Source organism: Arthrobacter sp. NPDC057013, assembly GCF_042674585.1.
In the GTDB taxonomy this organism is placed as follows: Bacteria; Actinomycetota; Actinomycetes; order Actinomycetales; family Micrococcaceae; genus Arthrobacter.
On sequence record NZ_JBHUSE010000028.1, the window covers coordinates 1 to 23,665 of the forward strand.

Below are 23,665 nucleotides of genomic sequence, written 5' to 3' on the forward strand. Positions count from 1 at the left end.
CTTGGCCTTGATCCAGTCCGGTTTGCGTTCCACCGGGGTGGCCGCATTGCGCTGCTCGATCCGCAGCATTTTCCGGCCTTCTGGTGCCAGTGTCACAGGAGAGCTCCTTCGGGGGTTGCAACTAGGGCGTCTTCATTGTTGCGCAGTTCCTCGGTGATCCGCGAAACGAGATCGGCGGGGGACACGTCGCGGCCCGTTTCCTGGGCGATGGTGGTCACACCGGCATCGGTGATCCCGCAGGCGATGATCTGGGCGTAGGGCGCGAGGTCGTTGTTGCAGTTGATGGCGAAGCCGTGCATGGTCACGCCCTGGCTGACCCGGATGCCGATGGCGGCGATCTTGCGGGCCGGGCCCTTGGCGTCCTCGTCGATCCAGACACCTGCGCGCCCCTTGATCCGGACCGCGGTGATGCCGTAGTCCGCGAGCACCGCGATGATCACGGACTCCAGTCGCTCCACGTAATCGCGGATGCCGGCCTTGTTCTTCAGCTTGATAATCGGGTATCCAATGAGCTGGCCCGGCCCATGCCAGGTGAGCTTGCCGCCGCGGTCCACGGGAACCACGGGGGTGCCGTCGAAGGGCCGCTCGTGATCCTCGGTCAGCTTTCCGGCCGTATAGACAGCGGCATGTTCGAGGAGGAGTACGGTGCTGGGGGCCTTGCCGGCCAGGACATTTTCATGGATTTCGCGCTGGATGTCCCAGGCTTGGCTGTAATCAACGAAATCCGGGGCAAGACCGAGCTTTGTGAACTCAAGAGTCATGCATTCCAGCTTAGACCTCAGCCGGCGTCCTGCCCGGGAGTGTGCCCAAGCTCTCACCCCGTCCCTGGTCACATTCCGCCCCATTTCCGGTGCGCGGCCGAACGCCCGGTGCCGCCTGTGGATAACTTCTGCAGGAATTGCCGGTTTCCGGTACTCCTTAAGCCATGGACCAGCACAACTTGGAAACCCACAGCTTGGAAAACCACGGTCTGGAAAATCACGCTCTGGAAAATCACAGCGCGGCCATGCACGGTTCCGCAGGGGAGGCGCTTGGCGTGGCGGGTTACTCTGTGTGCCGCTGGCTGGGCCGTGGCGGAAGCGCCGAAGTGTGGCTGGTTTCGCAGGACTCCACCGGGGTGAAGCTTGCCCTGAAGTGCTTCGGCCCGCCTCCAGGCAGGGGTGAATCAGGCGGCGGTGGTCCCGGCAGCGGTGAATTGGGCAGTGATCGATTGAGCACTGGCCTCATCGCCCGGGAGGAGGACATCCGCCGGGAAGTTCTGGTCATGTCTGTCCTGGACCATGAACACCTTGTGAAGGCTTACGGCGTGGTCAGCCTGGATCAACGCGCCCGGACGGATGCGCTTGACCGGACTGATGTGCCTGGCCAGGCGGATGCACCCGGAAGCGGCAGTTTTGGTCTCCTCATGGACTACGCTGCCGGGGGCTCCCTTCAGCAGCTGGTTACGGCGAGGGGCACCCTGAGCGTCGGAGAGACGGTCACGGTCCTGACACCGATCGCACAGGTCCTGGGATATCTGCACGGCAAGGGCTTCACGCACTCTGACGTCGCACCAGGCAATGTACTCTTCACCGCCCATGGGAAGCCGCTGCTGGCCGACCTCGGTGTCGCCCGCATGGTAGGGGACGCATCCGGTGTTCCTGACCGGCACACCGACGGCTTTGCGGACCCGGCTCCGGTGGACGCGGTCCGTGCAGGGCTGCAGCCGGAACGCGATGTCTATGCTGCCGCCGCCCTGGGCTGGTACTGCCTCACCGGGCAGCCCCCACCGCCGTCAGCATCGAGGCCGCCGCTCTCCCTGCTTGTTCCTGATGTGCCGGCCGAGCTGGCGGCGGCGCTAGAGGCCGGGCTCAGCGACGACCGGCGGCAACGTCCGGCTGCCGCCGAGCTTGCCACGGCGATCTACCGCAGCGCGGCTGCATTTCCCGTGGACCTGTCGCGTTCGGTGCACGACACCGTTCTCCCCGAGCTGCTGACGCGCAGGCCCGTCCCGCCGCCAGGCGGGCGGCTGAGGAAGCGCCTGCTCGCGTGGGGAAGGCGGCTGAAGAGCACCGGCTGGGTAGTGGCGTTGGGCAGGTTGGCATCGCGTGAGGTTCCGCGTGCGGCGCTTGCGGCGCCGGCGACGCCGTTCCCGTCCGGGGCTGTCCGGAATGCCGGAGGCAGCCGTCGTGTCAGGCACGCGGCAGTCGGGCATGCCCCTGCCGGGGATACCGCGGCGGGGAGCGCGGTCAGGCGCCCGGCGCTTAGGCACCGGGCAGTCAGGCATGCCGCTGCCAGCGACACCCCGGCCGGGCGCACCGCCAGGCCCCCGGCGGTCAGGCACCGGCCAGTCAGGCATGCCGCTGCCGGGGACACCCCGGCCGGGCGCGCCACCAGGCTGCCCGCGGTCAGCCAGGCGCCCCGCCATTCCGCAGACAGCCGCCATTCCGCAGACAGCCGCCATCCCGCGGATCGCCGGCACTCCACAGACAGCCGAATCCCAAACACGCCGGCCGCGGCCGCGCGAACCCGAAGCAGACAACTCCCGGACGGTGCGGCAGGCGGAGCCTTGCCCACGCGGTCCGGCAGGGACGCTGTAACCGGCTGGGGCAGTAGCCGCCGCCTTGCAGTAACGGGCGGCGTGCTCATTGCAGCGGTACTTGCCGGCGCGGGCCTTTGGGGACTTCCCGGAGCGGTGCAGGAATCGGGCCAGGCGGCACAGGAGCCAGGCCAGACGGCTCAGGGCCAGACGTCGGCGGCGCGGGAGTCAGGCCAAGCGGCGCTCGAGGCAGTCCTTCCGGCGGCCAGCCCCAGGTCCCCGCAAAGGGCTGCAGCACAGGCGGCCACGCTGCCCGTTGATGTCCGGCGGCAGCTCGCGGCGAAGGATCCGGAGGAAGCCGTGCGCGGGCTGGCGCAGCTGCGTTCGCTGGCGCTGCGGGAGGGCAGGCTGGACTTGCTCGACGAGGTCAACGCTCCGAACACTCCTGCCCATGCCGCAGACCAGCGGATCCGGGCCGGGCTGGAGAAATCCGGGACACTGCTGGCGGGCTTCACCACGGGCCTCTCCCGTGTGCGCCGGCTCCCCGAAAGCACAGCGGCGAGGGCCGTGGTGGCCGTGACGTCGTCGACCCCGGCGTATGAGGAGCGCTCCGCGGGAGGCACCGTTGTGGCCACCGGAGCGCCACAGCAGGATGTCAGGCTGCGGCTTGTCCTGGTCCAGGCGGAGGGACGCTGGCGCATCGCCGATATTCTGCCGGCGTCCTGAACCACCCGCGGCACGAACCACCGGCGTCCTGAACCACGCGGCGGCACGAACCCACCGGCGTCCTGAACCACCTGGCGGCCTGAACTGCTCTCCGCACTTGACTATTGGCCGCCCGCCACCCATTTGGCGGCAAGCGCCACCGAGGGATGCCGCCAGGTGAACCCTCTTTCCCGGAGCAGCGTGGGCTCGATCCGCTGGCTCGCGAGGAGCAGTTCGTCGGCCAGCTTGCCCATCACGAGGCGCAGCGCAGGGGCCGGCGCACGCAGCAGGGCCGGGCGGTGAAGAGCCTTCGCCAGGCCGGCCACGAGGGTGTTCACGTCGGCAGTTTCCGGAGCGGCAACATTCACCGGGCCCGAGTCCGCCGAGGTGAGGAGGAACCCGAACGCTGATGTGAGGTCGGGGAGGGTGATCCATGGCCAGTACTGCCGGCCGTTGCCCAGCGGACCGCCAATCCCGGCCCGCAGCAGGGGCAGCAGGCGTCCCATGGCCCCGCCCGATCTGCTCAGCACCACTGCCGTCCGCGGGGTCACCACGCGGACGTCGGCGGGGGCCTCGCGGGCTGCCGCTTCCCACTCGACGCAGATGCGCGCCATGATGCCCTGCCCGGCGGGGGAGTTCTCCGTCAGCATGGTGTGCCCGGCGTCGCCGTAGTAGCCGGCGCCGGACTGGCTGATGAAGGTCCGGGGCGGGGAATCGAGGTGGCGCATCGCCGACGTAAGCGTCCGGGTGGGATCGAGGCGCGACCGGAACAGCTCATCGATCCGGTGCGGTGTCCAGGGCCTGGCCCCGATGTTGGCGCCGCAGAGGTTGATGACGGCGTCGGCGCCCTCAAGGCTGCCGGGGTCCAGGGTTCCGGTGGCAGGATGCCAAAGGATTTCCGACGGCGACGACGGCGGCCGCCTCACCAGCCGGACGACGTCGTGCCCGTCGGAGACGAGACGGGAGGAGAGTGCCGTTCCGATGAGCCCGGAGGCGCCGGCCATGACGATACGCATGATCCATCTCACCATGCCCGGCACGGCAGGGCACCTCCCCGACGGCTCATGACACGTTGACTATGATCGAACGATGACCTCTTCGAGTTACCTCCGGTTCCCTCATGTCCACGGCGATCTGGTCACGTTTGTGGCCGAGGACGACGTCTGGATCGCCCCCCTCAGCGGCGGCCGCGCCTGGCGTGTTTCCTCGCTCCAGCTGCCCGCCCGCAACCCGCGCTTTACGCCGGACGGAAAGAAGCTGGTCTGGACGGTCGTGCAGGGGACGGCTCCCGAGGTGGTCATCGCCGACGTCGACGGCGGGGGATACCGCCAGCTGACCTTCTTCGGCCACAGCACCACCCGGGTTAAGGGCTTCACCCCAGCGGGGGACATCGTGGTCACCAGCGCGTTCCGCCAGGCCGAAAGCCGCCACACCCACGCCTACCGTCTGTCCACCGAAGGCGGCTGGGCCGAGGAGCTCCCGCTGGGGCCGGTCGAGTCGGTGGCCTTCGGACCGGAACTCGGGGATGAAAAGCCGGTGGTGGTGGGCAGCGTGCTGTCCCGGGAACCGGCATGGTGGAAGCGCTACCGTGGCGGCACCGCCGGAAAGCTCTGGATCGACGGCGACGGGAACGGCGAGTTTGAACGGCTCGTGCCCGAACTGGACGGCAACCTCGCCGACCCCATGTGGGTGGACGGGCGCATCGCCTTCCTCTCGGACCACGAAGGGTACGGCAACCTGTACTCGGTCCTGCCCGGCGGCGGGGACCTGCGGCGCCACACCGACCATGAGGACTTCTACGTCCGCCACGCCTCCACGGATGGCAAGCGCGTGATCTTCGAATCGGCCGGTGAGCTCTGGCTCCTGCATGACCTCGGTTCCGAGGCTGTCCGGCTGGACGTCACGCTCGGGTCGGCGTCCCAGGGCCGCCGTCCCTCGCTCCTGAAGGTCTCCAAACACCTCGGTGACGTCCGGCCGGACGCCTCCGGGGAAGCAAGTGCCGTTGAGTCCCACGGAACCATCCACTGGCTGCGGCACAAGGACGGGCCGTCACGCGTTGTGGAAGCGACCGCCGGCGTCCGCGCCCGCCTGCCGCGTCCTCTTCCCGACGGCCGGATCGCCTACGTGGCAGATCACGACGGCGACGAGGCACTGTTCATCAGGGAAATCGCCCCGCAGATCCGGGCACACGGCGGCGCAGACGCAGCAACCAAGGCGGCAGCCACGACCAGGGCCACGCCGGACACGAAGTCTGCGGCAGGCCAGCAGGAAGCCGCGTCTCCGGAAGTTCCCTTGCCCAGTCCCGTTTCTGCGGCCGGCGTGGCGGGGCCCCGCGCCACGCACCCGGTGGCCGACGACGCCGCGGCCGACCTCGCCGCGGCCGAGTCAGCAGACGCGGCTGTGGCCAGCCAGACAACCGCAACGGCAGCGGCTGAATCAGGCCCGCTGAAAGTCCGGTTCCCCAAGCCTTCACGCGCCAGCGCCATCGAAGCCAGCCCGGACGGCCGCTGGATCGCCATTGGAACCGCCTTTGGCGACCTGTACATCGCGGATGCCCAGGACGGCACCCTGACGGCCGTCACCAGCATCGGCGAGGGCAGCATCGAGGACCTTGCCTGGTCGCCGGACTCCGCGTGGCTCGCCTGGTCTGAACCGGTGACATCCTTTGGCTCACGCAGCCGGCTGCGGCTGGTCCGCGCCGGTGTCCCGGAGAAGCGGGCCATCGTGGAGGTGACGGACGGGCGTTTCCGGGACGAATCGCCGTCGTTCTCTCCGGACGGCAAGTACCTTGCCTTCCTCTCCAACCGCAGTTTTGACCCGGTCTACGACGGCCACTCCTTTGACCTGTCCTTCCCCAGCCCCATCAAGCCCTACCTCGTGGCGCTCGCGGCGGACACGGCGTCGCCGTTCGGCCCCAGCGTGGCCCTGGCAGACGGTGCCGAGGCGCAGGGCAGCGCGGCGGAGGGCAAGGCAGCACCGTCTGACGCGGCAGCCGGGGGCAAAGCCGTACCGGCCGCCGTCCGGGTGGACGCCGAAGGCCTTGCCCACCGGGTCATCAGCGTCCCGGTTCCGCAGGGCAACTACTCTGACCTGACCGCCGCCGATGGTGCACTGCTGTGGCTCGACAGCGCCCTGGCCGGCGTCACCGGGGAGGGCCGGGCAAGCCTGGAGGACAAGAACGCCGCCCCGAGCCTGGTCCGCTTCGACCTGGCCAAGCGCAAGAGCACCACCCTCGTGGAGGCCCTGGACAGCTACCGCCTCTCCGGTGACGGCAAGAAGGTGGTCCTGGTCCACGACAAGCAGGTCAGGGTGGTGCCCTCCGACGCCAAGGCCGACGAGGACTCGGGTCAGCTGGTCAAGGTGGACCTCACCCGCATCCGCGTCCTGATGGACCCCCTGAGCGTGTGGGGCCAGGCGTTCGACGAGGCCTGGCGGCTGCAACGCGACTTCTTCTGGACCGAGGACATGGCCGGCCAGGACTGGGACTCCGTCCACGCCCGCTACCGTCCGCTCGTGCAGCGGCTCGGATCGCATGACGACCTCGTGGACCTGCTGTGGGAGCTGCATGGCGAACTGGGCACGTCGCACGCCTACGTGCGCCCGGCGGCGGCCGTTGAGAACGGAAACAACGGCCAGGGCAGGCTGGGTGCCGACCTCGCCTTCACCGGCGAGGGCTGGATGATCGAGCGCATCCTGGCCGGCGAATCGTCGGATCCGCTGGCCACTTCGCCGCTGACGCGGCCGGGCGCCGACGCCAAGGCCGGGGACGTCCTGCTGGCAATCGACGGCGTGCGCCTCACCGAGTCGCTGACCCCCGCCATGCAGCTGGTGGGCGCGGCCGGGCGCACCGTGGAACTGACCATCCGCAACGGCTCCGGCCATGGCGAATCGGCCGGCCTCCAGCGCCGGATCGCCGTCGTCCCGATCAGGGATGAGGAACGGCTCCGGTACCAGGACTGGGTGAACGCCAACCGCCGCACGGTCCGCGAGGCGTCGGACGGCAAGTTCGGCTACCTGCACATCCCGGACATGCTGGCCAACGGCTGGGCACAGCTCCACCGTGACCTGGACACCGAGACCGCCCTTGACGGCCTCATTGTGGACGTGCGCCGCAACCGCGGCGGACACACCTCCCAGCTCGTCGCTGAACTCATCGGGCGGAAGGTGACCGGCTGGAGCATGCCCCGCGGGGAAAAGCCGCGGACGTATCCGCACCACGCGCCGCGCGGGCCGGTCATCATCCTGGCCGACGAATTTGCCGGGTCCGACGGCGACATCATCACCCAGGTGTCCAAGCTGCGTGGTATTGGCCCGGTGATCGGCACCCGCACGTGGGGCGGCGTCGTCGGCATCGACAACCGCTTCACGCTGGCTGACGGAACAGGCGTGACCCAGCCGCGCTACGCCACGTGGTTCGGTGGCGGGGTGGGCTGGAGCGTCGAAAACCACGGCGTGGCTCCGGACATCGAGGTGACGTTCCCGCCGCACGCCTACGCCGCCCGCCGCGACCCGCAGCTGGAGTACGGCATAACGGCGCTGAAGGAGATGGTGCAGGAGCTACCCACGGACCGCCCCCCGGCCCGCGAAGGCTACCGCCGGCTGCGCCCGGAGCCGCTGCCGGCCCGCCGGCACAGCCAGGCGTAGCCCCTCGGGTAGTGGTAGCCCTAAAGCACTGAAGGCCCCGTTCCCCTGGATTTCTCCAGGGGAACAGGGCCTTCGGGCTTTAAGGGATCAGGAGGCCAGCGTGGCGTCCAGGGTGATCTCGATGCCGGTCAGGGCCTGGGATACCGGGCAGCCTTTCTTGGCGGATTCCGCGATGCGCTGGAAATCCTCCTCGGAGATGCCGGGGATGCGGGCGTTCAGGGTCAGGTGGCTGCCGGTGATGCCCGTGCCGGGCTGGAAGCCGACCTCTGCCTTGGTGTTGACCTCGTCCGGGGTGAAGCCGGCCTGGCTGAGCTCGTGGCTGAAGGCCATGGAGAAGCATGCGGAGTGTGCCGCGGCGATGAGCTCCTCGGGGCTGGTCTTGCCGCCTGCCGCTTCGGTGCGGGCCTTCCAGGTGACGTCGAACGTGCCGAGGCCCGAGCTGTCCAGGGTGGTGTTGCCTGAGCCTTCCGTCAGGCTGCCGGTCCATACAGTGTGCGCGTTGCGTGTTGTAGCCATGTCACTCCTCAACGTTGATTCGATCCGGGGATACGGCAGCAGCCGTTGCCCCGCCGCTACCAATCCTATGGATTCGGTTCCTCCGGCGCACGGGTTGTCCGCTGTCAGAGGATTATGACCGAACTGCGGGATTTGCGGCTCAGTTCGGGCTTGGTTCCCCGGTTAGTTCCACAGGGTGGCGATGGCAACGTTGATCAGTGCCAGGCCGCCAACGCCGTGTGCGAGGCCGGTTGAGACGGGCTGCCCGTTCTTGACCTTGCGCGCGCCAATCACGGCCAGTACTGCCACCACGATGGCGATGACGAACTTGATGCCCAGCTTGGCGTAGTTCGGGTGGGCGTCGGGCATAAGCGGAAGGAGGCCCATCATGGCGACGCCCGTGAGCAGTTGCAGGAAGGCTCCGTCGCGCTGGCGGGGGTGCACGGTGGGCTGCCTCATCGTGGCGATCCAGTAGCCCACGATCATGGCGGCTCCGACGACGTGCAGGAACACCAGAATGTTGAAGAGAATAGTCATGGCTCCAGCTTAGCCAGTCTGTTCTACGTCCTGTAGCAAAGCCGCGCCTGGTCCTGCGGCGGTTTAAACAACGACGGCGGTGGTTTACACAACGACGGCGGCACGGACTCCGGTGGCAATCCACGGTGCCCGCACCGCCGTCGTTATTGGCAGTTGGCTACACTCCCGGGTTTACAGTCCCAGGTCTGCTTCGAACGCGCCCTCTTCGAGGCGGGCCTTCAGCGTCTGCAGGAAGCGCCCAGCGTCCGCACCGTCCACCAGGCGGTGGTCGTAGGTGAGGGACAGGTACATCATGGAGCGGATGGCGATCGAGTCGTCACCGTTCTCGTCCTGGACCACCACGGGGCGCTTGACGATCGCACCGGTGCCCAGGATGCCGACCTGCGGCTGGTTGATGATCGGAGTGTCGAACAGCGCACCGACGGAACCGATGTTGGTGATGCTGAACGTACCGCCGGACAGCTCGTCCGGGCCGATCTTGCCGCTGCGGGTACGGCCTGCGACGTCGGCGATCTTGCCGGCGAGGCCGGCGAGGTTCAGGTTGCCGGCGTCGGAGATGACGGGAACCAGCAGGCCCTTGTCGGTGTCGACGGCGATCGCCAGGTGCTCGGCGTTGTGGTAGGTGATTTCCTGCTTGTCCTCGTCGTACGCAGCGTTGAGCTTGGGGTGCTGCTTGAGGGCCTCGGCCACGGCCTTGGCGATGAAGGGCAGGAAGGTGAGCTTGACGCCGTTCTGGGCCTGGAACGAGTTCTTGGCCTTGAGGCGCAGCTTGGCCACCTTGGTCATGTCCACTTCGTGCACCTGGGTCAGCTGGGTGGAGACATCCAGCGACTCACGCATGCGGCGGGCGATGACCTGGCGGATCCGCGGTGCCTTCTGCACGGTGCCGCGCAGCGAGGACGCCGCGGCCGCCGGAGCAGCGGATGCTCCGGCCGGGGCTGCCTGGGCTGCGGCTGCCGGAGCGGCCTTGGACTCAGCAGCGGCCAGCACATCCTGCTTGCGGATGCGGCCGCCGACGCCGGTGCCGGAGACGGAGGCGATGTCCACACCGTGCTGGTTGGCGAGCTTGCGCACCAGGGGAGTGACGTAGCCCGACTCGCCGCCAGCGGCCGGAGCGGGCGCTGCCTGGGGAGCGGGCGCTGCCTGGGGAGCGGGCGCTGCCTGTGGAGCCGCTGCTGCCTGGGGAGCGGGCGCTGCCTGGGGTGCGGGCGCTGCCTGGGGGGCAGGCGCGGGGGCTGCTTCCTGGGCGGGGGCGGGCTTCTCGGCTGCCGGTGCAGGCTGTTCCGCGGCCGGGGCGGCAGGGGCGGCAGCGGGAGCCGCAGCAGGGGCAGCGGCGCCGGAACCGATAACGGCGAGGACAGAGCCAACCTCTGCGGTCTCATCCTCGTTGACGCGGATTTCCTGCAGCGTGCCGGCTACCGGGGACGGGATTTCGGTGTCGACCTTGTCCGTGGAAACCTCGAGCAGCGGCTCGTCTACTTCCACGGTGTCGCCAACAGCCTTGAGCCAGCGGGTAACGGTGCCTTCGGTGACGCTCTCGCCCAGGGCCGGCAGTGTGACCTCGTGGCCTTCGCCGGAGGAAGCGGGTGCGGCCTCGGCTGCAGGGGCTGCTTCCTGGGCCGGAGCCGCTTCAGCAGGAGCGGCAGGTGCCTCTTCGGCGGGTGCTGCGGCAGGTGCCTCTTCGGCAGGAGCTGCCGCGGGTGCTTCGGCCGAGCCGCCGCCCGAGCCGTCACCAATGCGCACCAGCGGGGCGCCGACTTCAGCGGTCTCGTCTTCGGCGACGAGGATTTCCTCGATGACGCCAGCGATCGGAGAGGGGATTTCAGTGTCTACTTTGTCGGTGGAAACCTCGAGCAGCGGTTCGTCCACCTCTACCCGGTCACCTACCTGCTTGAGCCAGCGGGTGACAGTTCCTTCGGTGACGCTCTCACCGAGGGCGGGCAAGTTAACGGATTCAGACATGTCGTCCCCGTTCTCCTTATTTATCTAAAGTGCGGATGATTGCTGCATTATTCGGGCCTGGTGCACGCTGCTGTTCGAGCCGGGTGCACCAGGCCCTGTTGTCTTGCGGAACGACTTAGCCGTGAAGGGCTTTGCCGGCCAGGGCAAGGTTGGCCTCGCCGAGTGCCTCGTTCTGGGTCGGGTGGGCGTGCAGCAGCTGGGCCACATCCTCCGGGTAGGCTTCCCAGTTCACGATCAGCTGGGCTTCGCCGATCTGCTCGCCCATGCGGGAACCAAGCATGTGGACGCCCACCACCGGGCCGTCCTTCTGGCGGACCAGCTTCACGATGCCGCCGGTGCCGAGGATGGAGCTCTTGCCGTTGCCGGCCAGGTTGTACTCCTGGGTCTCGACCTGGTCGTCGCCGAACTTCTCCTTGGCTGCCTTTTCGGTGTAGCCGACAGTGGCGATTTCCGGCTCGGAGTAGGTGACCTTCGGGATGTTGACATCCTCGACGATGACAGGCTTCAGGCCGGCAATTTCCTCGGCCACGAAGATGCCCTGCTGGTAGCCGCGGTGGGCGAGCTGGACGCCGGGCACGATGTCGCCGACTGCGTAGATGTTGCCCACGCCGGTGTGCAGACGCTCGTTGGTGATGACGAAGCCGCGGTCGATGGTGACTCCGGCCTCTTCGTAGCCAAGGTTTGCGGTGACGGGACCGCGGCCCACGGCGACGAGGAGCAGGTCGGCTTCGAAAGTCTTGCCGTCAACAAGGGTGACCTTGACGCCGTCGTTGTTCTGTTCGACGCCCTGGAAGAAGACACCGGTGGAGAACTTGATGCCGCGCTTCTTGAAGGCACGCTCGAAGTTCTTGACGATCGCCGCGTCCTCGTTGGGAACCAGCGAGGGTAGGCCCTCAACGATGGTGACGTCGACGCCGAAGGACTTCCAGACCGAAGCGAACTCGACGCCGATTACGCCGCCGCCCAGGATGATGGCGCTCTTGGGGATGTAGTCCATGGTGAGTGCTTCGTCGGACGTGATGACCTTGCCGCCGATTTCGAGGCCCGGCAGCGTACGGGAGTAGGACCCCGTGGCGAGAACGATGTTCTTGCCCTTGTAGGCCGTGCCGTTCACGACGACGGTGTCGGTGCCCTGCAGCTTGCCTTCACCCTCGATGACGGTGATGCCCTTGGACTTGATCAGGCCCTGCAGGCCCTTGAACTTGCCGGCGATGATGCCGTCTTTGTAGGCGTTGACAGCGGTGATGTCGATGCTGTCCAGGGTGACGTTCACGCCGTACTTGGCGGAGTCGCGGGCGTGGTCAGCCAGTTCGGCCGAGTGGAGCAACGCCTTGGTGGGAATGCAGCCGTTGTGGAGGCAGGTTCCGCCGAGCTTGCCCTTCTCCACGAGGCCAACGGTGAAGCCAAGCTGAACGGCCCGGAGAGCGGCGGCGTACCCGCCGCTGCCACCACCGAGTACCAGGATGTCGAATTCTTGCGCAGTTGCCTGATCGGCCACTTAGACGCTCCCTCGCGTGAACGATGACACGAGAGTACGCATCATCTGGTCTTGGAAATTGCTCTGCCGTGATTATGCCAGCAGGCCTTTTCCCTTTCATTTGTGACTACCGTGGTTCACCTTAGCGAACCACTTATCCATGCTCCACCTTGCCGGTCCTTTTGTGGAGCGCTTGTGTCGAGTGTCACGCGGCTGTGTGGCGACCGGATCACTTCCTCACAGCCACGCTGCACAACGACTCCGCGGCACATGGACTCAGGCCAGGAGATCCTCGACGTAGGCCACCAGCGTCCGCACCGTGCAGCCGGTGCCCTGCTTGGGGGTGTAGCCGTAGGGTGCCCCGTTGTTGAAGGACGGTCCGGCAATGTCGATGTGCGCCCACGGGATGGTCTGGCCGGCCTTGTCCTTGCCCACGAACTCGCGCAGGAACACCGCCGCCGTCATCATGCCGCCGTGGCGCTCACCGATGTTGGCGATGTCCGCCACCTGGGAGTCGAGGCTGGGCCGCAGCTCTTCCGGCAGGGGCATCGGCCAGACGAGTTCGCCGGCACGGTCCGCGGCCGCCTTCAGCGGGCCGGTCACGCTGTCCGCGCCCATGATGCCGGCGGTGCGGTTGCCGAGGGCGATCAACTGCGCACCGGTCAGGGTCGCTACGTCGATGATGGCGTCCGGGTACTCCTGGCTGGCCGCGACGATGCCGTCGGCCATGACCAGCCGTCCCTCGGCGTCGGTGTTCAGGACCTCCACCGTCTTGCCGCCGAACATGGTCAGCACGTCGGCGGGGCGCGAGGCGGCGCCGGAGGGCATGTTCTCGGCGATGCACAGCCAGGCGGTTGCCTTGACGGGCAGTCCCAGGCCGGCGAGGGCCAGCACCGTATTAAGTACGACGGCGGCTCCCGCCATATCGCTCTTCATGTCGCCCATGCCGAGGGCCGGCTTAATGGAAATGCCGCCGGTGTCGAACGTGATGCCCTTGCCGACCAGGGCGATCTTCCGGGTGGCCTTGGCGGGGGAGTACTCAACCTTGACCAGGCGCGGCTGCCGGGCGGAGCCCTTGCCGACGCCCATGATGCCGCCGAAGCCCTCCTTCTCCAGTCGCTTTTCGTCCCACACCGTTACTTTGACGGGCAGCCCCTTGGCCAGTTCCTTGGCGGCGTCTGCGAACGACTCGGGGTAGAGGTGGCTCGGCGGCTGGTTGACGAGCGAGCGGGTGGCGTTGACGGCCCTGCCCAGCAGGCGCGCACGGTCGAGTGCGGCGTCCACGTCCTTGTCACCGGCCAGTTCAGTGAAGATCGCGACCTCGGCCACGGGGTCCTTGAGGCCGTCCTTGGAGGACCGGAATTCGGTGAAGGAGTACGCGCCCAGCGCGGCACCCTCGGCGATGGCGGCAACATCGGCGACCTTCGCCGTCGGGAACGCCAGGGTGACCGAGGACAGGCCCGCAAGCTGGCGGACGGCGGAGCCGGCAGCGCGGCGCAGCGCCTCCCCGGAAACCCTTGCTCCGGCGTCGACCTTGCCCATACCGGCCAGCACGAGGATTCCCGAGCCTGTTTCCGGGAGCCCGGGAAGGCGGACTGCCTGGTCAGGGGCGCCGGTGATGCCGAGCACCTTCAGGGAATCGGTCAGGGCCTCTACGGATTTTGCGGTCAGCGGGTTTTCCAGCAGGAAGGGGCCATCCGTGCCCTGTCCGACGCCGATGACCACCGCGTCGCTTGCCGCCTTCTTCAGGTCCCTTGCAATGGCACTAAGGTTGATTTCAGTATTCTTGACCACGAGGATCGGTCCTCAATTCTCTCTGTGATTGTTCGGGCAGGGAGCGCAGGCAATAGAGCCAATTCCGATCGTAGTCTCTCGCTCCCATACTGCGCGGGACGCCGGGGAGCCGGGCCGGTTGAGAGCCTCGCCACAACGCCCCGAGGAATGACGCCGCTGCTCCGGGCGTTATGAACATTAACCCCGACCACGAAAGGAACTCGCCGTGTTTGAAAGGATTTCCGGCTCGCTGCTGGACCCCGACGCGCTCTATGCCAAGAACATCGGGCTGTTCCATAACCCAGAGCTCCGCGGGCTGAACCTGGTGATGGGCTTTACCGGTTTCGCTGATGCCGGCCACGTGGTCCGGCAGATCACCGACGAGCTCCTGGACACGCTCGACTCCGAACGTGTGGCCGTGTTCGATGCCGACCAGCTGATGGACTACCGGTCCCGGCGTCCGCACGTGACCTTTGTTGAGGACCACCTGCAGGACTATCAGCCGCCCACACTGGCCCTGTATCGGCTGGTTGACGGGCTGGGCAAGCCCTTCCTTTTCCTCGCCGGCTTCGAGCCTGACCTGCAGTGGGAACGCTTTGCCCGCGCCGTGGTGCAGATCGTGGAAGCCCTGGACGTCAACCTGGTGACCTGGATCCACTCGATTCCCATGCCCGTGCCCCACACCCGTCCGGTCGGGGTGACCGTGCACGGCAACCGGCCCGAACTTATTGAGGGCATCTCCTCCTGGAAGCCCACCGTGGAAGTGCCGGCCGCCGTCGGACATGTCCTGGAGCTCCGCCTGACAGACGCCGGCCGCAATGTTGCCGGGTATGTGATCCACGTGCCTCACTACCTCGCCGAGGCGGAGTACCCCACGGCCGCTGTGGCCGGGCTGGAATACCTGGGGGCCGCCACTTCGCTGATGCTGCCTACCGACAGGCTGCGCGAGTCCGGCCGGGAAGTTGGCCGGCAGATTGCCGAGCAGATCGAGGCCTCCGAAGAAGTCCAGCAGGTGGTGGCCCGGCTCGAGGCCCGCTACGACGAAAAGGCCGAGGGTACGGTCCGGCGGTCCCTGCTCGCCAACGAGAATGATGAACTGCCCGACGGCGATGCCCTGGGCGCCGCTGTGGAGGCCTATCTGGCGCGGGAGAATCCCGCTCCGTAAGCCCCGTCACTGGGTGGCATAAGACTCATCACTTGGCGGCAAAAACCGGACAAAATAAATAGTATTTTTGTTCGGGCCGGGGATAATAAAAGGGTGACTGCACCCCGCGCCTGGCTCATCTGGTCCATTGGCATTTTCTCGTACCTCGTGGCGGTGACGCAGCGCACGTCGTTCGGTGTGGTCGGCCTGGAGGCCACCGAGAGGTTCCACGCCAGTGCCTCCGCAATCTCCTTCTTCACAGTGTTGCAGCTGCTGGTGTACGCCGGACTCCAGATTCCGGTGGGCGTCCTGGTGGACAGGCTCGGTTCCCGGGCCATGATCGCCGGTGGCGCCGTGCTGATGGGCCTGGGCCAGTTGCAGCTGGCCTTTGCCGACAGCGTCCCGGCCGGTGTGCTGGGCCGCGTGCTCGTGGGTGCCGGCGACGCCATGACCTTCATCTCCGTCATCCGACTGATTCCGCTGTGGTTCGCGCCGGCCCGGGTTCCGCTGCTGACCCAGCTGACCGGCATGTCCGGGCAGCTCGGCCAGTTGCTGAGCGTGGTGCCGTTCGCCTTCATCCTGCACACCGCGGGCTGGACCCCGGCGTTCCTTGCCCTGGCCGGATTCTCCGGAGTCGCCGTCGTGCTGGTGGTCCTGTTGCTGCAGGACGTGCCGCCCGGCACACCCAGGCAGGACGCGGCCAAGGGCCTGCGCGCCACCGGCGTTTCCCTGTCGCGCGCGTGGAAGCAACCGGGGACCCGGCTGGGCATGTGGAGCCACTTCACCATCCAGTTCAGCGGCACGGTGTTCGCGATGACCTGGGGCTACCCGTTCCTTATTTCGGCGCAGGGGCTCGATGCCGGCACCGTCGCCTCGCTCATGTCCCTCTACGTGGCCGGTGCCATCGGGGCAGGGCCGCTGATCGGGCGTTTCGTTGCCCGGCACCCCCTCCGGCGTTCCACCATGGTCCTCCTCCTTGTCGCTGCTACCGCGGCTGCGTGGGCGGCCGTGCTGCTGTATCCCGGCCGCTCACCGCTGTGGCTGCTGGCCATTCTCATCGTGGTGCTGGCCATCGGCGGCCCGGGATCCATGATCGGCTTCGACTTCGCGCGCACTTTCAACCCGGCGCACAGGATCGGGACCGCTACGGGCATCGTCAACGTGGGCGGCTTCTTCGCGGCGCTGATGGCCATCTACCTGATCGGCGCCGTGCTGGACATCCTCAACTCCACCGGCTTTTCCCGCGGGGAGCTCTACGGCCTGGAGCCGTTCCGTATCGCGCTCTGCGTGCACTTCCTGCTCCTCGGCGTGGGATCCGTGGCCATGCTGGTGGTCCGCCGCAAGGTCCGCCGTCAGATGGCTGCCCAGGGCGTCGTGGTGCCCCCGCTGCTGCAGGCAATGGCCCAGCAGCGCAGGGAACGGATTGCCCGCCGCAAGGCCCTGTCCCGTGACTAGGGGTTTTACCGCCGCTGGTGGCGCCGGCTGACGGCCCACTGCGCTGCCCGTCACGGCCACTCTTCCGCAGCAGGTGCCTTTGGCGGCCGGTTTTCCACATGGCACTGAATGGGTATGGCGGATGCCGGGACTGCCGCCGGAAGCTGTTTGCATGACAGCACCTGAGCATCTCACCATCAGCGGCCCCGAAGACATTCTTGGCTATATCCCGCACAGTCTGGGCTATTGGCCGTCGGACAGCCTCGTGGCCATGACCATGCAGGGCAAACGCCTCGGAGCGACGCTTCGCGTCGACCTCCCGGAGGGCGGCGGACGCCGCGGCCGGGAGGCGTTCGCCCGGACCGTCGCGGAGTACCTGCTGGCGGACAAGGAAGCCGACGGTACGCTGCTGGCCTTCTTTACCCACGACGGGCTTAGCCAAGACGGCGGGCAAGACGCCGGTCGGCGCGGGACAGCGGCGCCGACCTTTCGGCCCCTGCTCGCCGATCTGGAATGCGCCCTCGGGCTCGCCGGCATGCCGGTGCGCGATGCCTGGTGCGTCGGCGAAGAGTATTGGCGCAACGTGTACTGCACAGACAACAGTTGCTGCCCGCTGCCGGGCCGCCCTGTGGCCGAGATCCGGGACAGCCGGCTCAACGCCGAGATGGTGTACTTGGGCAGCAGCGTCGGTGCGCCGCCCGGGGCCCCGTCGCCCCGCAAGGCGGATACACCGGCACCCGACGATGCCGCCGTCATGGCAGCCGAACGCGACTGGGCCCGGGCATTGGCCGGCAAGCGGACTCTTCGGGCGCAGTTCGATGCCGTCCTCGCTGTCTGGGCGGCCGCCCTGGAGGCACTCCGGCCCGAAGCATCTTCGCCTGAACCCGCACCCGGCCGAGCCGTTGCCCTTGATTCCGGTCCGGCTGCAGCTGGCCCGGGTGGCAGGCTCGAACCGGAAATCGCCGGGTTCCTCCGCGCGTCGCTGCGTGTTCCGGCCTGGCGCGACGCGGTCCTGGTCATGGCCGCTGCCGGGCGCGATGCTGCTGCGACGGGTGCGGAGGCCTTCGGGATTTTCTCCGCTGATGATGGCCTGGCGGTGTCATGCCCATCGCCGCGGGAGGCGGGGCTCACCCCGGGCGGCCTGCCCAGCCCTGTGGCCGACGGCGGGGCGGCACCGTCGGCACCGGGAGCAGCACAGCTGTCCGGAACAGGAAAGAGCGCCGGCCGATACGAGCAGGTGGCGACCACAGGTTCTCCCGGCGACGTGGGCGCTCCCGACGGTGCCCCGGATGCCCTTCCCGGTTACGGCGAAGTCCTGTTGGGCCTGAGTCCACCGGTGCCGGACTGGGACACGCTGAGACGCCTGGAGCGCTTGATGCAGGATCTGTCGTCGTGCGGCGGGGGCGAGGCGCAGGCCGCGGCGCTAACAGCGGCCGGGTGGATCGAGTGGTGCAGGGGGAGGGGTTCCTTCGCGCACGCATCCCTGACCCGGGCTATGGAAGCCGCCCCGGGATACCGGCTGGCAGAGCTGTTGTCCGAGGTAGTCCGGCGCGGAACAATCTGCGGGTGGGCAGGGCGCCGCGAGGCCGCCTGGCAGAAATTCGGTTCGGACGCCGCGTAGATTGGCAGGCGGCCGGGCCACACACGCCCGGCCGCCGGGGCCAATTACAGGCCCGTCGGCCCCCGGCGCCGAAAATCGTGAGACAATAGAGGCCGAGACCCGGTTGGGTCCGTGAATCAATGCTTGCAGTGGATCCCAAACGGGAACATTGCGGCCATCCCGGCAGTTCTACTTAGTGGCCCTGTCGGTCGGTTGCATCTGATGTCAATCACGGACTTGACAGGGTCATAGTGGTGTTGCCCGAAGGTGACTCCACAGACCGCCGCTAGAAAGGTTTTCTGTGACCCCGTCTTCCGCGAAGAAGGAACCCGCCGCCCTGGCCGTTGACACTGCCGAGGAGAAGCCGGCGGCATCCAGCGCCAAGCGTCCCGCCACCCGTGCCGCTGGGAAGCCCGAGCCCAAGAAGCGCGGACCCAAGCCCGGAGCCAAGGCTGCAGCCGAAGCTGCCGGAAGCCGCTCAACCGATGACGATGCCGACGTGGAAGTCGAGGAGGACCTCGACGACGCGCAGCCGGACACCGCTGATCTGGTCGATGAACCCGACGAGGCCGGCAAGGAAGCCGCAGCGCCTACCGGTTCGGGATTCGTTTACTCTGACGCCGACGACGACGATGCACCTGTCCAGCAGGTCATGTCGGCCGGTGCCACCGCCGACCCCGTTAAGGACTACCTGAAGCAGATCGGTAAGGTGGCCCTCCTTAACGCCGAACAGGAAGTTGACCTCGCGCTCCGCATCGAGGCCGGCCTGTTCGCCGAAGAGAAGATCGCCGCCGACGACGGCTCCATGGACCCGAAGTACAAGCGTGAGCTTGAGTTCATCATCCATGACGGTAAGCGCGCCAAGAACCACCTGCTCGAGGCCAACCTCCGCCTTGTAGTCTCGCTGGCCAAGCGCTACACCGGCCGCGGCATGCTGTTCCTGGACCTCATCCAGGAAGGCAACCTCGGCCTCATCCGTGCCGTCGAGAAGTTCGACTACACCAAGGGCTTCAAGTTCTCCACCTACGCCACCTGGTGGATCCGTCAGGCCATCACCCGTGCCATGGCGGACCAGGCCCGCACCATCCGTATCCCGGTGCACATGGTGGAAGTCATCAATAAGCTGGCCCGTGTCCAGCGCCAGATGCTGCAGGACCTGGGCCGTGAACCCACTCCCGAGGAGCTGGCGCTCGAGCTGGACATGACCCCCGAGAAGGTCGTCGAAGTCCAGAAGTACGGCCGCGAGCCCATTTCGCTCCACACGCCGCTCGGCGAGGACGGCGACTCCGAGTTCGGTGACCTCATCGAGGACTCCGAAGCCGTCGTTCCGGCCGACGCCGTGAGCTTCACCCTGCTGCAGGAGCAGCTGCACTCCGTGCTGGACACCCTGTCCGAGCGCGAGGCCGGCGTCGTTGCCATGCGGTTCGGCCTCACGGATGGCCAGCCGAAGACTTTAGACGAAATCGGCAAGGTCTACGGGGTTACGCGTGAGCGCATCCGTCAGATCGAATCCAAGACCATGTCCAAGCTCCGCCACCCGTCCCGGTCGCAGGTGCTGCGGGACTACTTGGACTAGGAAACTCTGGACCGGTTCTTACTGGACCGGGAAACGCGAACAGGGCCAGGCCTTCCGCCGGAATTCGGCGGCAGGCCTGGCCTTTGTCGTGCCCGCGTCCTGCGTCGTTCGCATGCGCGGCCCGACACGCTGTGCCTATTCCTGCAGGCTTGCGCCGTCGGTTCGTTCTTCGGGCAGCAGTCCGCCAGCCTTGGTCAAGGTACCCAGTCCCCACCGTGAACAGTCCCCGCAGTGCCCAGTCCTTAAAGTGCCCAGTCCTTAAAGTGCACAGCCACAGGTCACTCGACTCTGGCTTCATGCCCGTGACACCGCCGGGGGTGCCGGTGGTGCGTTCGACGAGGGTGTCGGCCTTGATCTGCCCCAGGCTGCGCGGGTCCCCGGCGGCGTGGAGGGTGTCCGCTTGCCGGGGCAGGGCCGCATACACGGCGACGCCTTCGTGCGCGGGCAGCAGGGCGATGAGGTACGTGTCATGCAGTCCGGGGCGGGGCGCAGGCTCACGGACCGCTCGGACGCGGCATGGCTGGCGCGCTGGGTGACCGAACGCAAGTCCGGTCGGGTGGCGGCGGCCTTGACGGCGGCGATGACGCCACGGGTCCCGACGCCATAGAAAGTCCCCGTCACGGCAGCCAGCTCCTCGTCCACGGGCGCCCGGTCTTCCGCGGTGAGGCAGACGGTTTCCCTCACGACGTACATGGCGCGTTCTCCGTTCAACTGGCCGGTGTCCAGCGCCGTGAGGGTGTGGGGCATTTCGGTGACGAGGGCCTTGGACATGCCGAGCAGCCGGCCGCCGCGGTGCGGGGACTCGCCCCGGGCCAGCGCGATCTGCCCGGCCACCCCCCCCGGGGTGTTTTCTTTGGGGCGCTTCTTGCCCAGGTCCTCGGCAGCCAGCATCCGGGGACCGGCCTCTGCCAGTGCAGCTTGTTCCTGCCGCTGCCTGGCTTCGAACTCGACGGCAAGCCGGGCCTGTTGCCCGGCGGGCCCAGCATGTGAAGTTCTCGTAGGTGCGGAGCTGGTTGATCAGCCCGGCACTATCAGCGGTGAGGTCAGATGCCGGGAGAAACGAACCTGAGGTGGTTGCAGGGTCCTGCACAGAGTAACGGGAACGCCCTGAACTGACACCCGGTTGGGATCCTGGCAGGCGAGAAGCTGCCCAGGCTGCGGGGGCATTTTCGGGGCAGCGGAGCTGGACAGAGAAAAAGCCAGGACCCCCGCGGTGGGGATCCTGGCTTTGAGCTTTGTTCTCTAGTCGACCGGAACCGGTGCCTTTTCGTGCAGCCGGTCCGACTCATCATGCCAGTCGGAGCTGAGCGGCCTCAGGGTCGCTTCGACGGCGCGTGAATGGTGGGCGCAGAAGAGCAGCTCGCCCCCGGAGGACTCGAGTACAACCCGGACGTATGCCTGCGCTCCGCAACGGTCACACCGGTCAGCTGCGGTTAGTGTGCGGTCGGCAACTGCTGTTGTCATGTCGGCCTCCTTAGTAGATCTGTACATCTATATAACCAGCATTCGCAGCTATTCCATGGCAAGGATGGGTCACTTTCGCTGTCCGCGTATCACGTGTGCGTAACGAACGCCGGGAGCGGGAACCCGTGTCGGGAGTGGCAGTCAGGCATTTGGCGGCATCGGGACTAGGCTAGAGGGAGCTTTTTAACGCCGATCCGGCCTGTTCTTCAAAGGAGTTCACTACCTGTGGCACCGAGTTCTGATTACACCGCCCGCCACCTTTCGGTGCTGGAGGGGCTGGAGGCCGTGCGCAAACGCCCCGGCATGTACATCGGATCCACGGACTCCCGCGGCCTCATGCACTGCCTCTGGGAAATCATCGACAACTCCGTCGACGAGGCGCTGGCCGGCTTTGGCCACGACATCAAGATCATCCTGCACGCGGACAACTCCGTAGAAATTCACGACGACGGCCGCGGCATTCCCGTCGACGTCGAACCCAAGACCGGCCTCACCGGCGTCGAAGTGGTCTTCACCAAGCTGCACGCGGGCGGCAAGTTCGGCGGCGGCTCCTACACCGCCTCCGGCGGCCTGCACGGCGTCGGCGCCTCAGTGGTCAATGCGCTCTCCGCACGTCTCGACGCCGAGGTGGACCGGGGCGGCAAGACGTACAGGATGTCCTTCCGCCGGGGGGAGCCCGGCCGCTTCAACGATAACGGCCGGCCCAACCCGGCTGCCACCTTCGCGCCGTTCGTCGAAGACTCTGTCCTCGACGTCGTCGGCAAGGCCAAGCGCGGCGTCACCGGAACACGTATCCGCTACTGGGCTGACACCCAGATCTTCACCTCGGATGCCCGGTTCTCCTACGAGGAACTCGCCGCCCGGGCCCGGCAGACCTCCTTCCTGGTCCCCGGCCTGAAGATCACCGTCCGCGATGAGCGCAAGCTCCCCGGCACGCCCGGTGAGCTCGGGGCGCACGAGGAAGTGTTCCACCACGACGGCGGCATCTCCGAGTTCGTGGAATTTCTCGCCGCAGATTCCGGGGTGACGGACGTCTGGCGCCTGCACGGCGCCGGCAAGTTCAAGGAAACCGTGCCCGTGCTCGATGAGAAGGGCCACAGCAAGATCGCCGAAGTGGAGCGCGACTGCGAAGTGGACGTCGCCCTGCGCTGGGGGATCGGCTACGACACCACCGTCCGCAGCTTCGTGAACATCATCTCCACGCCGAAGGGCGGCACCCACCAGGCCGGCTTCGAGCAGGCCCTGGTCAAGACGTTCCGGAAGACCGTGGAAGCCAACGCGCGGAAACTCAAGGCCGGCAACGACAAGATCGAGAAAGACGACATCTTCGCCGGACTCACCGCCGTCCTGACCGTGCGCCTGGCCGAGCCGCAGTTCGAAGGCCAGACGAAGGAAATCCTCGGCACTTCGGCGGTGAAGGCCATCGTGGCACGGGTGGTGGAGAAGGAGATCGCAGCCAAGCTCAACTCCGCCAACCGCAACGACAAGGCCCAGTCGGCGCTGCTGCTGGAAAAAATCGTCAGCGAAATGAAGTCGCGCATCTCGGCGCGCGTCCACAAGGAGACGCAGCGGCGCAAGACCGCGCTCGAGACGTCGTCGATGCCCACCAAGCTCGCCGACTGCCGCACCGACGACGTCGCCCGTTCCGAACTGTTCATCGTGGAGGGCGACTCGGCCCTCGGCACGGCCAAGCTGGCCCGCTCCTCCGACTTTCAGGCACTGCTGCCCATCCGCGGCAAGATCCTCAACGTCCAGAAGGCCTCCGTGGGCGACATGCTCTCGAACGCCGAGTGCGCGGCCCTTATCCAGGTGGTCGGGGCCGGCTCCGGACGCAGCTTCGCGATTGACGCCGCCCGCTATGGGAAAGTCATCCTGATGACCGACGCCGACGTCGACGGCGCCCACATCCGCACGCTGCTGCTCACCCTGTTCTTCCGGTACATGCGGCCCATGGTGGAGGAAGGCCGCGTGTTCGCTGCCGTGCCGCCGCTGCACCGGGTGGAAGTCATCAACCCCGGCCAGAAGGCCAACGAGATGATCTACACCTATTCCGAGGCCGAGCTGCACGGACTGCTGGCGAAGCTCGCGGCCGAAGGCAGGAAGTACAAGGAACCCATCCAGCGCTACAAGGGCCTGGGTGAGATGGACGCCGAGCAGCTGGCTGAGACCACGATGGACCCGCGGCACCGCATGCTGCGCAAGGTCAATATCGAGAACGCGCAGCAGGCGGAAGCCACGTTCGACCTGCTGATGGGTTCGGATGTCGCGCCCCGCAAGGACTTCATCATCGCCGGTGCGTCGAGCCTGGACCGCGAACGCATCGACGCCTAGGGCAG

General features: G+C 67.2%; 16 protein-coding genes. 7 read left to right on the plus strand and 9 right to left on the minus strand.

The genetic code is table 11. From position 1 onward, the window contains the following. Positions 1-92: 92 nt before the first annotated feature. Entirely contained in the window at positions 93-761 is a 669-nt protein-coding gene (gene lipB, locus ACFTSA_RS22755; protein WP_377954251.1) for a lipoyl(octanoyl) transferase LipB, read from the minus strand. A gap of 449 nt (positions 762-1,210) precedes the next feature. On the opposite strand from lipB, the gene ACFTSA_RS22760 reads away from it, so the two are divergent. Next, entirely contained in the window at positions 1,211-3,244 is a 2,034-nt protein-coding gene (locus ACFTSA_RS22760) for a protein kinase (RefSeq protein WP_377954253.1), read from the plus strand. Between the two features lie 101 nt (positions 3,245-3,345). On the opposite strand, the gene ACFTSA_RS22765 is transcribed toward ACFTSA_RS22760, so the two are convergent. Beyond that, positions 3,346-4,239 carry a TIGR01777 family oxidoreductase gene (locus ACFTSA_RS22765; RefSeq protein WP_377954254.1) on the minus strand — a complete coding sequence of 298 codons (894 nt, stop codon included), beginning with the start codon at positions 4,237-4,239 and terminating at the stop codon, positions 3,346-3,348. Between the two features lie 73 nt (positions 4,240-4,312). Between ACFTSA_RS22765 and ACFTSA_RS22770 the strand changes: the two genes are divergently transcribed. Next, positions 4,313-7,867 carry a S41 family peptidase gene (locus ACFTSA_RS22770; RefSeq protein ID WP_377954256.1) on the plus strand — a complete coding sequence of 1,185 codons (3,555 nt, stop codon included), beginning with the start codon at positions 4,313-4,315 and terminating at the stop codon, positions 7,865-7,867. 87 nt (positions 7,868-7,954) lie between these two features. Here the strand turns inward: ACFTSA_RS22770 and ACFTSA_RS22775 are convergent, their stop codons facing one another. From ACFTSA_RS22775 to ACFTSA_RS22795, 5 genes are all read right to left on the minus strand, one after another. Beyond that, positions 7,955-8,383: an OsmC family protein gene (locus tag ACFTSA_RS22775; RefSeq protein WP_111903455.1), complete on the minus strand. Its 429-nt coding sequence runs from the start codon at positions 8,381-8,383 to the stop codon at positions 7,955-7,957. 162 nt (positions 8,384-8,545) lie between these two features. After that, positions 8,546-8,899 (minus strand): hypothetical protein, encoded by a 354-nt coding sequence (locus ACFTSA_RS22780; RefSeq protein ID WP_377954257.1) that lies wholly within the window; start codon positions 8,897-8,899, stop codon positions 8,546-8,548. A gap of 171 nt (positions 8,900-9,070) precedes the next feature. Next, a complete protein-coding gene (sucB, locus tag ACFTSA_RS22785) occupies positions 9,071-10,861 on the minus strand; it encodes a 2-oxoglutarate dehydrogenase, E2 component, dihydrolipoamide succinyltransferase (RefSeq protein WP_377954259.1) in 1,791 nt (596 codons plus the stop codon). Positions 10,862-10,976: 115 nt separating this feature from the next. Beyond that, complete coding sequence (lpdA, locus tag ACFTSA_RS22790; RefSeq protein WP_377954261.1) at positions 10,977-12,359, minus strand: dihydrolipoyl dehydrogenase; 1,383 nt, start codon at positions 12,357-12,359, stop codon at positions 10,977-10,979. A gap of 255 nt (positions 12,360-12,614) precedes the next feature. Further along, a complete protein-coding gene (locus ACFTSA_RS22795; RefSeq protein ID WP_377954262.1) occupies positions 12,615-14,132 on the minus strand; it encodes a leucyl aminopeptidase in 1,518 nt (505 codons plus the stop codon). 205 nt (positions 14,133-14,337) lie between these two features. Here ACFTSA_RS22795 and ACFTSA_RS22800 point away from each other — a divergent pair, with 205 nt between their 5' ends. From ACFTSA_RS22800 to ACFTSA_RS22815, 4 genes are all read left to right on the plus strand, one after another. Next, positions 14,338-15,276 (plus strand): proteasome assembly chaperone family protein, encoded by a 939-nt coding sequence (locus ACFTSA_RS22800; RefSeq protein WP_190603358.1) that lies wholly within the window; start codon positions 14,338-14,340, stop codon positions 15,274-15,276. Positions 15,277-15,369: 93 nt separating this feature from the next. Next, the gene (locus ACFTSA_RS22805) at positions 15,370-16,710 is read left to right on the plus strand and encodes a nitrate/nitrite transporter (protein ID WP_377954264.1); all 1,341 of its coding nucleotides are present in this window, start codon (positions 15,370-15,372) and stop codon (positions 16,708-16,710) included. 151 nt (positions 16,711-16,861) lie between these two features. Continuing rightward, positions 16,862-18,310: a DUF4192 family protein gene (locus tag ACFTSA_RS22810; protein WP_377954266.1), complete on the plus strand. Its 1,449-nt coding sequence runs from the start codon at positions 16,862-16,864 to the stop codon at positions 18,308-18,310. A 280-nt stretch (positions 18,311-18,590) separates the two neighbouring features. Further along, the gene (locus ACFTSA_RS22815; RefSeq protein ID WP_331574803.1) at positions 18,591-19,865 is read left to right on the plus strand and encodes an RNA polymerase sigma factor; all 1,275 of its coding nucleotides are present in this window, start codon (positions 18,591-18,593) and stop codon (positions 19,863-19,865) included. Between the two features lie 294 nt (positions 19,866-20,159). On the opposite strand, the gene ACFTSA_RS22820 is transcribed toward ACFTSA_RS22815, so the two are convergent. Both ACFTSA_RS22820 and ACFTSA_RS22825 read right to left on the minus strand, forming a co-directional pair. Further along, the gene (locus ACFTSA_RS22820; RefSeq protein ID WP_377954268.1) at positions 20,160-20,756 is read right to left on the minus strand and encodes a hypothetical protein; all 597 of its coding nucleotides are present in this window, start codon (positions 20,754-20,756) and stop codon (positions 20,160-20,162) included. Positions 20,757-21,107: 351 nt separating this feature from the next. Next, positions 21,108-21,329: a hypothetical protein gene (locus tag ACFTSA_RS22825; RefSeq protein WP_377954270.1), complete on the minus strand. Its 222-nt coding sequence runs from the start codon at positions 21,327-21,329 to the stop codon at positions 21,108-21,110. Positions 21,330-21,554: 225 nt separating this feature from the next. Between ACFTSA_RS22825 and ACFTSA_RS22830 the strand changes: the two genes are divergently transcribed. Next, positions 21,555-23,660 (plus strand): type IIA DNA topoisomerase subunit B, encoded by a 2,106-nt coding sequence (locus tag ACFTSA_RS22830; protein WP_377954271.1) that lies wholly within the window; start codon positions 21,555-21,557, stop codon positions 23,658-23,660. Positions 23,661-23,665 lie beyond the last annotated feature (5 nt).